Origin of the sequence: Polynucleobacter sphagniphilus (assembly GCF_029892205.1) — a bacterium.
GTDB lineage: Bacteria > Pseudomonadota > Gammaproteobacteria > Burkholderiales > Burkholderiaceae > Polynucleobacter > Polynucleobacter sphagniphilus.
In genome coordinates, this window is the sequence record NZ_JARXVX010000004.1 from 133,377 (window position 1) to 143,179 (window position 9,803).

A 9,803-nucleotide genomic window follows, 5' to 3' on the forward strand; every position below is an offset into this window, starting at 1 on the left:
TCATGAAAGCATCTCAATCATTTCTCGCCACGCTTAAAGAAGCCCCCTCTGACGCTGAGGTGGTTTCGCACAAATTGATGGTGCGCGCAGGTCTTATCCGCAAATTGAGCGCGGGTATTTATAACTATTTGCCCTTAGGCTTGAAGTCGATTCGCAAGGTTGAGAATATCATCCGCGAAGAAATGAACCGTGCAGGCGCGATTGAATTGTTGATGCCAATGATTCAGCCTGCTGAGTTATGGCAAGAGACGGGCCGCTGGGAAAAAATGGGGCCTGAGCTACTTCGTATTAAAGACCGTCATGATCGTGACTTTTTAATTCAGCCGACTTCTGAAGAGGTGGTAACCGATTTAGCTCGTAATGAGATTAAGAGTTACAAGCAATTGCCTGTGAATTTTTATCAAATTCAAACCAAGTTCCGCGATGAGCGCCGCCCACGTTTTGGCATTATGCGTGGGCGCGAATTTAGTATGAAAGATGCCTACTCTTTTGATCGCGATACCGAGGGGTTAAAGAAGTCCTATCAAATCATGTTTGATGCCTACACTCGTATTTTCAAGAGGATGGGCTTGAAGTTCCGCGCGGTTACTGCTGATAATGGCGCTATTGGCGGTTCTGGTAGCCAAGAGTTCCATGTGATCGCAGATACTGGCGAAGATGCCATCGTCTATTGCCCCAATTCGGATTACGCTGCCAACCTAGAGGCTGCTGAGTCGGTAGCAATCATCGCTACGCGTGCTGATGCAAAAGAGTTAATGCAAAAAGTAGCTACTCCTGAAAAAACAAATTGCGCGGAGGTGGCGCAGTTCTTAAAGCTGCCTCTACAAAATACCGTCAAATCCTTGTTGTTTGCTGCTGATCAAGACAATGGTCCAGCTAAATTATTCATGCTCTTGCTGCGTGGCGATCATGAATTAAATGAAATTAAAGCAAGCAAGATTCCAGGTATGGCGGAGTCTCGTTTTGCTTCAGAGGCGGAGATTCAGCAAGCATGTAATGCACCTGCCGGCTACCTGGGCCCTGTGGGTGTCAATGCTAATGTGACCGTGATTGCAGATCGCACTGTTGCCAATATGTCTGATTTTATATGTGGTGCCAATGATGCTGGCTATCACTTGACTGGTGTGAACTGGGGTCGTGATTTACCTGAGCCTGTAGTGATGGATATCCGTAATGCAGTAGCGGGAGATCCATCACCCGATGGCAAAGGGGTTGTGGAAATTTGTCGCGGGATTGAAGTAGGCCATGTATTTCAATTGGGCACGCGTTACTCAGAGGCGATGGGTTGTACGTATCTGGATCAACAAGGGAAAGCCCAGCCGATGGTGATGGGTTGTTACGGTATTGGTGTTACTCGCTTACTTGGTGCCGCAATTGAACAAGGGCATGATGAGAAGGGCATTATTTGGCCAATCTCGATGGCCCCGTTTGAAGTGGTTATTTGTCCCATGGGCTACGAGAAGTCAGAGGCAGTTAAAGCCGCATGTGATCAATTACATGATGATTTGTTAGCCGCTGGTATTGATGTGATTCTGGATGACCGAAATGAGCGTCCCGGTGCAATGTTTGCAGACTGGGAGTTAATTGGTGCTCCATTCCGCGTGGTGGTTGGTGATCGTGGTTTAGCAGATTCTCAGGTTGAATTTAAAGGGCGCACGGATACTGAGTCCCAAAATATTCCACTCGGGCAAATTAAAGACAAGGTGATTGCCGCTGTTCAGGCAGCAAAAAACTCAATTCATTAATTATTTTTTGAAGAGTCCGCCAAGACCTTTGGCGGCTCCTTTGGCAGCCATTCCTGCCATGGCACGCGCCATTTTTCCGCCTTTGAATTGCTTCATCATGGTTTGCATTTGCTCGAACTGAGCAAGTAGACGATTGACTTCTTGCACTTGAACGCCAGCGCCGGCAGCAATACGGCGTTTACGACTCGCTTTGAGTAATTCAGGTTTGGCACGTTCACGCGGCGTCATACTGTCAATAATTCCACGCATACGTTTAGTTTGCTTATCGGCGGCACTTAAATTTGTTTTTGATGCTGCTTGCGCCATATGACTGGGTAATTTCTCCATCAAGCTAGCCATGCCACCCATTTGCTGCATCTGAGAGAGTTGATCACGAAAGTCGCCAAGATCAAACCCACCTTTAGAAATCTTACTTACAAGCTTTTCTGCTTTGGCTACATCAACATGTTGCTGCGCTTGTTCAACCAGGGCGAGGATATCACCCATACCCAGAATGCGGTTTGCCATGCGATCCGCATCAAAGGCTTCAAGCCCATCCATCTTTTCAGCAACACCGATGAATTTAAGTGGTACCCCGGTAATTTGACGAACGGATAATGCTGCACCACCACGTGAATCGCCATCCAGCTTGGTGAGAATCACCCCAGTCAGTGGAAGTGCCTCATGGAAGGCCTTGGCTGTATTCACAGCATCCTGACCCAACATCGCATCAACCACAAAAAGGGTTTCAATTGGATTGAGGCTGGCATGCAAGGTTTTAATTTCTTGCATGAGGGCTTCATCAATACCCAAGCGACCAGCAGTATCGACAATGACAACATCAAAATAATGACGGCGCGCCCAATCTAGGGCAGCTAGCGCAATGTCGTTCGGTTTTTGGCTGGTATCACTCGGAAAAAAATCGGCGCCTACTTGTTTACTGACAGTTTGAAGCTGTTCAATTGCAGCAGGGCGATATACGTCACAAGAAACTGTCAGCACCTTCTTTCTCTTTTTCTCTTGCAGCCACTTGGCTAATTTGCCGACAGAGGTAGTTTTACCTGCACCCTGTAAGCCGGCCATGAGAATGACTGCCGGAGGTTGGGTTGCTAAATTGAGCTCACCACTTTGCTGGCCATCACCCTTCATGATATGGGCTAATTCACGCTGAACTACCCCAACAAGAGCTTGGCCAGGACTGAGGCTGCCGACCACTTCCTCACCAAGGGCTTTAAATTTAATTTGCTCAAGTAGCGTTTTAACTACTGGAAGGGCTACATCCGCCTCCAGTAAGGCTAAGCGAATCTCCCGCAACATGTCGGCAGTGTTGCTTTCGGTGAGGCGGGCTTGGCCACGCATTGTTTTTACAACGCGAGATAGACGGTCGGTGAGGTTTTCTAGCATTTATCGATTAGACTTTCCAGATGGATATTTTAGGTTACTCGAGTTACGGATGGCTGCCCTGCGCACTTTATTTGCTTCTTTTAGTCATTTTGACCTTGAGAACAAAGGGTTCGACGGAGTCCAAGTTATTTTCTGGCTTCATCCAGGCTGCGATTTTTGTCATTTTGCTGATTCATGGGGTGCAGTTGCATAACTCCGTGTTTACTGATCAAGGCTTTGTATTTGGCTTTGCGCAAGATTTATCTTTGATTGCTTGGGTTGGTTTGGCTTTTTATTGGTTTCAGTCTTGGTTTTTGCCGATTTCCAGCTTGCGTTGGCTGGCCTTAATTTTCGCGATGATTTGTGCCTTTTTGCCTACCGTATTCCCAGGCGCCTTGATTTCTCCAAAAGCCGTTTCGGATCCCTGGTTTAAGGCTCATTTTATTGTCGCAACGATGGCTGTTGGTCTACTCAGTTTAGCGGCGATGCATGCCATGTTAATGAGTATTCAAGATCGGGCACTACATCGCCAGTTAGCAATTATTCCAAACAGCCGTCCTGCCCAATGGCTAGAGGATCTACCCCCCTTGATGACAATGGAAAGTTTGTTATTTAACCTGCTGTACGTGGGCTTTGTGCTCTTAAGTTTGACTGTATTTTCAGGCTTACTGTTCTCTCAAACCTTGTTTGGTAGACCGTTGGTGTTTGATCATAAAACAGTATTTGCGCTGCTCTCCTGGATTCTCTTTGCCGGGCTCTTAATTGCTCGGTGGCGGGTAGGATTGCGTGGCCGTATGGCAGTGCGCTGGGTATTGAGCGCCTATACAGCCTTACTGTTGGCCTATGTTGGCAGTCGATTTGTCATGGAAGTCATTCTTCAAAAGAGCGTCAACAGTTGATTAAGTGGCTTTTGTTGGTCTTTGTTGGGGCTATTTTTTACCGTTGGCTCAAACGCCAAAGGCAAGCTGCTTTTGATATAAAGAATGCCCCACAAATGAAGATACCGCCCGTCAAACCAATGACACAGTGTCAGTATTGCAAGGTCTATCTCCCGCTGAGTGATGCTATTGCGCAGGAGGGCAGGTATTACTGTTCAAATGAGCATTTGCATGGTGTTGATGAGCGGGGTTGGGTTGGTGCTGCCAGTTGGCAGTTCTCGCCTAATCAGAATGAACGCCCTCAAGACCTTGAGCCAGACTTAGTAGTCATTCACCACATTAGTCTGCCACCTAGTCAGTTTGTAGAGCAAAACTGTACTAAGTACATCATTGATTTTTTCCAAAATAAGCTGGATCCGAATTTACACCCATATTTTGTGGAAATTGCCGATCAAAAGGTCTCTAGCCACTTCCTAATATCGCGCAAGGGCGAACTCATTCAATTTGTCTCTATCTATCAGAGGGCTTGGCATGCGGGGCTCTCTTCATTTCTTGGGCGAGAGCAGTGCAATGACTTTTCGATTGGGATTGAGTTGGAGGGTGATGGAGATACGCCATTTGAAGAGCTGCAATATCAAGCATTGGCGGCCTTGGTTGGTCAGCTGAGAAAGAAATATCCCTCAATCCAATTTGCTGGACATAGTGACATTGCTCCAAATCGAAAAACCGATCCTGGAATTCAGTTTGACTGGGAAAAGTTCCAAAAAAAGACAGGTATTTCTCTTAAATACTTTCCCTTTGGCTTAGCGAAACGCTAGTTCAATATTAGTATGTAAGTGCCCGCTTACTTTCTCTCCCTTTGCCTAAAAAGGGGTCAAAATTTCGCACCAAATTGGACGCAAATTTTCCGAAAATATTAGTAAAAATACTTATAAATAATCGTCAGAAATACCTTACCAAATCGAAAATATTTCCCTATACTTAGTCATCAATGCACTTTGAAGCACTAGATGTAGTGTTTTAGACCCGCAATACCCCATTGTTTTCAAAAGATTTTTTTCACCAAATAACTATATATAAGCAGGAGAAACATGACTTACGCTAATCCTCAGGCAGCGGGACAGCCCGCCAGAGCAAATAACCCAGGAATGGGTTCAGTTGAGGGCCTTCATCAGGCCCCATCGGCTGGTTTTGTTGCAGGGGGGGTTGGGGGTGCTCAAGCTACCCAATTGTCTGATTACAAAATTATTCGCCGCAATGGTTCTGTTGTTGCATTTGAGCCATCCAAAATTGCTATTGCAGTCACCAAGGCATTTTTAGCGGTAAATGGAGGTCAAGGTGCCGCTTCTGCGCGTGTACGCGAACAAGTGGAGCAATTAACGCATGCGGTAGTGCGCGCTTTGTTGCGTAGCCGCCCTAATGGCGGAACCTTCCATATTGAAGATATTCAGGATCAGGTTGAATTGGCCTTGATGCGTAGTGGTGAACATAACGTTGCTCGTGCTTATGTCCTTTATCGTGAAAAGCGCAATCAAGAGCGCGCTGCACAGCAAGTGGTTGCTCAGGAATCACAAACTTCCTTGCAAATGAATGAGCCTGGTATCAAAGTAAGCGATAACGGGGTTGAGAAGTTATTGGATATGGCCGCCTTGCGTACCATCATTCAGGCTGCTTGTGAGGGTTTGGGTAGTCATATTGAGGCGACCCCAATCATTACCGAAACAATCAAAAATTTATATGATGGCGTACCAATGGCGCAGGTCTATGACTCTGCTATTTTGGCTTCTCGCACATTGATCGAAAAAGATCCTGCCTATAGCCAGGTAACTGCGCGTATTTTGATGCACGTGATCCGCAAGGAAATCTTGGGTAAAGAGGTATTGCAAGGTGATATGCAGTCTGAGTACAGCAATTACTTTGCTAAGTACATTAATGAAGGCGTTTCTGCGGAATTACTCGATCCACGCATGCGTGAATACGATTTACCAAGACTGGCTGCAGCACTAAACGCTAGCCGTGATTTGCAGTTCAATTACCTTGGTCTACAAACGCTGTATGACCGTTATTTCTTGCACATTGAAGAGCGTCGCATTGAAATGCCGCAGGCTTTCTTTATGCGCGTGGCGATGGGCTTGGCTTTAAATGAATTGGATCGCGAGCGTCGTGCAATCGAGTTTTATGAAATCTTGTCTACATTTGATTTCATGTCCAGCACGCCAACCTTGTTCAACTCAGCGACAACCCGTCCGCAGCTCTCTAGCTGCTACTTAACTACTGTTGCTGATGATTTGGATGGTATTTACGAGGCCCTGAAAGAAAACGCCCTGTTATCTAAGTTTGCCGGTGGTCTGGGTAATGATTGGACTAACGTGCGCGCATTAGGTAGCCATATCAAGGGAACAAATGGCAAATCACAAGGTGTAGTGCCATTCTTGAAAGTGGTTAACGACACTGCTGTTGCGGTAAACCAGGGTGGTAAGCGTAAGGGTGCAGTATGTGCCTACTTAGAGACATGGCATTTGGATATTGAGGAGTTCTTGGAGCTGCGTAAGAACACTGGCGATGATCGTCGTCGTACGCATGATATGAATACCTCTAACTGGATTCCTGATTTGTTTATGAAGCGCGTCATGGAAAACGGTGACTGGACTTTGTTCTCACCATCCAATACCCCTGATCTGCACGATAAGTTTGGCAAGGCATTCGAAGAGGCTTATGTTGCCTACGAGCAAAAAGCTGATCGCGGTGAATTAAAGCCATTCCGTCGCATTCCTGCGCAGCAATTGTGGCGCAAGATGCTGGGTATGTTGTTTGAAACTGGCCACCCATGGATTACATTTAAAGATCCTTGCAATATTCGTAGCCCACAACAGCATATTGGCGTAGTGCATTCTTCTAACTTGTGTACTGAGATCACCCTCAATACAAATGATGATGAGATCGCTGTTTGTAACTTGGGCTCTGTGAACTTAACTGCTCATATGAAGATGGATGCCAATGGAAAATTGGTTTTGGATCACGAGAAGCTCCAAAGAACAGTCCATACCGCAATGCGCATGCTCGATAACGTGATTGATATCAACTACTATGCAGTTGCTAAAGCACGCAACTCCAATTTGAAGCACAGGCCAGTGGGCATGGGCATCATGGGCTTCCAGGATTGCTTGCACATGCAACGCATTCCTTATGCCAGTGAAGAGGCTGTGAAGTTTGCTGATTCTTCAATGGAAGCGGTTTGCTACTACGCTTATGAGGCCTCTAATCAATTGGCTCAAGAGCGCGGTGTTTACAGCACTTACAAGGGCTCATTGTGGGATCGCGGTATTCTCCCACAGGATTCAGTGGCATTATTGGCTCAAGAGCGCGGTGGTTATCTTGAGGTAGATGGTTCTTCAACCATGAACTGGGATGCTTTACGTGCCAATATCAAGCAGTATGGAATGCGCAACTCCAATTGCGTAGCTATTGCACCTACTGCAACGATTTCAAATATTATTGGCGTGTCTGCATGTATTGAGCCTACCTTCCAAAACTTGTTTGTTAAATCCAACCTCTCTGGTGAATTTACGGTTGTTAATGAGTATTTGGTGCGCGACTTGAAAGAGCGTGGCTTGTGGGATGAAGTCATGATTGCTGATTTGAAATACTTTGACGGTACTTTGTCTAAGATTGACCGCGTACCGCAAGATTTGCGTGATCTGTACGCCACTGCGTTTGAAGTTGAGCCAACTTGGCTCGTAGAGGCTGCTTCACGTCGTCAAAAGTGGATTGATCAAGCTCAGTCTCTCAATATCTACATGGCCGGTGCTTCAGGCAAGAAATTGGATGACACTTATAAGTTGGCATGGTTGCGCGGCCTGAAGACAACTTATTACCTGCGTACTATGGCCGCAACCCACGTTGAGAAATCTACTGTTGCTAGCGGCCAATTGAATGCAGTTTCTAGCGGTGGCGGCGTGAATGGAACTGATGCTGCTGCGCAAGAAGCAGATGGTCCGGTTTGCACTATGCGTCCAGGCGATGCTGGTTTTGAAGAATGTGAAGCATGTCAGTAAGCAATTTGCTTGCTGATCGGAAATGAAAGAATTTAGGAGAAAGTGATGTTGAATTGGGAAGAGGAAGTTGCTCCTGCATTAGCTAAAGCAGGTCTTGCACCGCAGCCGGTAGCAGTAGAACCAGCACGTCCACAACTAGACGAAGTGGCAATGGCACCACAAAATGCTGCACCTGCACCACTGCAGACAGCATCTTTGACTGGTGGCGCAGCACTGCGAGTCAATGCTGCTGATAAGCGCGTGATAAATGCAAAAACCGACGTTAACCAGTTGGTGCCATTTAAATATAAATGGGCCTGGGAGAAATATTTAGCTGGTTGTGCCAATCATTGGATGCCGCAAGAGATCAATATGAATCGCGATATCGCGCTTTGGAAAGATCCAAATGGCCTTACCGAAGATGAGCGCCGCATTATTAAGCGCAACTTGGGTTTCTTTACTACCGCTGATTCATTAGCGGCAAATAACATCGTTTTGGGCACATATCGCCACATTACAGCTCCCGAATGCCGTCAATATCTATTGCGCCAAGCATTTGAAGAGGCGATTCATACCCATGCATATCAATATATTGTTGAATCTTTGGGTTTAGATCAAAGCGAAATCTTCAATGCGTATAACGAAGTGGAGTCTATTCGTGCCAAAGATGAGTTCTTAATTCCGTTTATTGATGTTCTGACGGATCCGAATTTCAAAACAGGCACTTTAGAAAACGATCAAAAATTACTTCGCTCCATCATTGTTTTTGCTTGCGTGATGGAAGGTTTGTTCTTTTATGTTGGTTTTACGCAAATACTTGCAATGGGTCGTCAAAACAAAATGACGGGCGCTGCTGAGCAGTATCAATACATCCTTCGCGATGAGTCTATGCACTGTAATTTTGGGATCGATTTGATTAATCAAATCAAGCTGGAGAACCCGCAGTTATGGACTTCTGCGTTCAAAGACGAGATTAAATCTATCTTCGAAAAAGCAGTGGAATTAGAGTACCGTTATGCCGAAGATACGATGCCTCGTGGGGTGCTCGGATTGAACGCTCCGATGTTCAAAGGATACCTAAGATACATTTGTAATCGCAGATGTTTGCAAATAGGACTTGACGCGATGTTCCCAAATGAAGAGAATCCATTCCCATGGATGTCAGAAATGATTGATCTGAAAAAAGAACGAAACTTTTTTGAGACACGCGTTATTGAGTATCAAACCGGTGGTGCGCTAAGTTGGGAATAAAAAAGTAAAAAGCGCATGACCGGCTAAATAGGAGATTAGACGGTTGGACAGTATTAAGAGTCAGCAAACCAAAGTGAACTTCCAAAACCCTTCATTGAAGGGTATTTGGTCCACTATCTCTATTTTTTCAAGCAAATTCAAAAAGCCGTTGCCCTTTGGGGCTTCGGCTTTTTTTCCAGGATTCATTAGCGTGCAGCACCTAGCATCAAGCCGCGCGCCGATGAATGGCTCGCTCGTCGGATCCAATCTGCTGCAAAGCAAAGCGGAAATGAATGGTCGGGTCTTCTTAATCGGTAGTTTGTACTAATCCTCACGTGAAGGAGCATTACTATGGCAATCGCCAAGAAAAAAGTTGCTGCAAAGAAACCAGCTGCTAAAAAAGTAGCTGCTAAGAAGCCTGCTGCTAAGAAAGTAGCTGCTAAGAAGCCTGCTGCTAAGAAAGTAGCTGCTAAGAAGCCTGCTGCTAAAAAAGTAGCTGCTAAGAAGCCTGCTGCTAAAAAAGTAGCTGCTAAGAAGCCTGCTGCTAAAAAAGT

Annotated in this window: 7 protein-coding genes; 6 read left to right on the top strand and 1 reads right to left on the bottom strand. The window is 45.9% G+C overall.

Annotated elements, in window-relative coordinates:
- Nucleotides 1–2: 2 nt before the first annotated feature.
- Entirely contained in the window at nucleotides 3–1,745 is a 1,743-nt protein-coding gene (locus tag M2125_RS09540; RefSeq protein ID WP_280742877.1) for a proline--tRNA ligase, read from the top strand.
- Here the strand turns inward: M2125_RS09540 and ffh are convergent, their stop codons facing one another.
- A complete protein-coding gene (gene ffh, locus M2125_RS09545; RefSeq protein ID WP_280742878.1) occupies nucleotides 1,746–3,128 on the bottom strand; it encodes a signal recognition particle protein in 1,383 nt (460 codons plus the stop codon). It abuts the gene before it with no gap.
- Between the two features lie 20 nt (nucleotides 3,129–3,148).
- On the opposite strand from ffh, the gene M2125_RS09550 reads away from it, so the two are divergent.
- The 5 genes from M2125_RS09550 to M2125_RS09570 form a co-directional block, all read left to right on the top strand.
- On the top strand, nucleotides 3,149–4,006 hold the full coding sequence (locus tag M2125_RS09550; protein WP_280742879.1) for a cytochrome C assembly family protein: 858 nt from the start codon (nucleotides 3,149–3,151) through the stop codon (nucleotides 4,004–4,006).
- Between the two features lie 11 nt (nucleotides 4,007–4,017).
- On the top strand, nucleotides 4,018–4,803 hold the full coding sequence (gene ampD, locus M2125_RS09555) for a 1,6-anhydro-N-acetylmuramyl-L-alanine amidase AmpD (protein ID WP_280742882.1): 786 nt from the start codon (nucleotides 4,018–4,020) through the stop codon (nucleotides 4,801–4,803).
- Nucleotides 4,804–5,133: 330 nt separating this feature from the next.
- Nucleotides 5,134–8,040, top strand: a complete 2,907-nt coding sequence (locus M2125_RS09560; RefSeq protein ID WP_425334184.1) for a ribonucleoside-diphosphate reductase subunit alpha — start codon at nucleotides 5,134–5,136, stop codon at nucleotides 8,038–8,040.
- A 45-nt stretch (nucleotides 8,041–8,085) separates the two neighbouring features.
- Nucleotides 8,086–9,270: a ribonucleotide-diphosphate reductase subunit beta gene (locus M2125_RS09565; protein ID WP_076023984.1), complete on the top strand. Its 1,185-nt coding sequence runs from the start codon at nucleotides 8,086–8,088 to the stop codon at nucleotides 9,268–9,270.
- A gap of 330 nt (nucleotides 9,271–9,600) precedes the next feature.
- Nucleotides 9,601–9,803 (top strand): histone H1-like repetitive region-containing protein (locus M2125_RS09570; protein ID WP_280742881.1); only part of this gene is annotated, 203 nt, incomplete at its 3' end.

Excerpts from the sequence above, each read along its gene's own strand:
- M2125_RS09540 (WP_280742877.1), top strand. The coding sequence starts at position 3 with ATGAAAGCATCTCAATCATTTCTCGCCACGCTTAAAGAAGCCCCCTCT.
- ffh (WP_280742878.1), bottom strand. The coding sequence starts at position 3,128 with ATGCTAGAAAACCTCACCGACCGTCTATCTCGCGTTGTAAAAACAATG.
- M2125_RS09550 (WP_280742879.1), top strand. The coding sequence starts at position 3,149 with ATGGATATTTTAGGTTACTCGAGTTACGGATGGCTGCCCTGCGCACTT.
- M2125_RS09560 (WP_425334184.1), top strand. The coding sequence starts at position 5,134 with ATGGGTTCAGTTGAGGGCCTTCATCAGGCCCCATCGGCTGGTTTTGTT.
- M2125_RS09565 (WP_076023984.1), top strand. The coding sequence starts at position 8,086 with ATGTTGAATTGGGAAGAGGAAGTTGCTCCTGCATTAGCTAAAGCAGGT.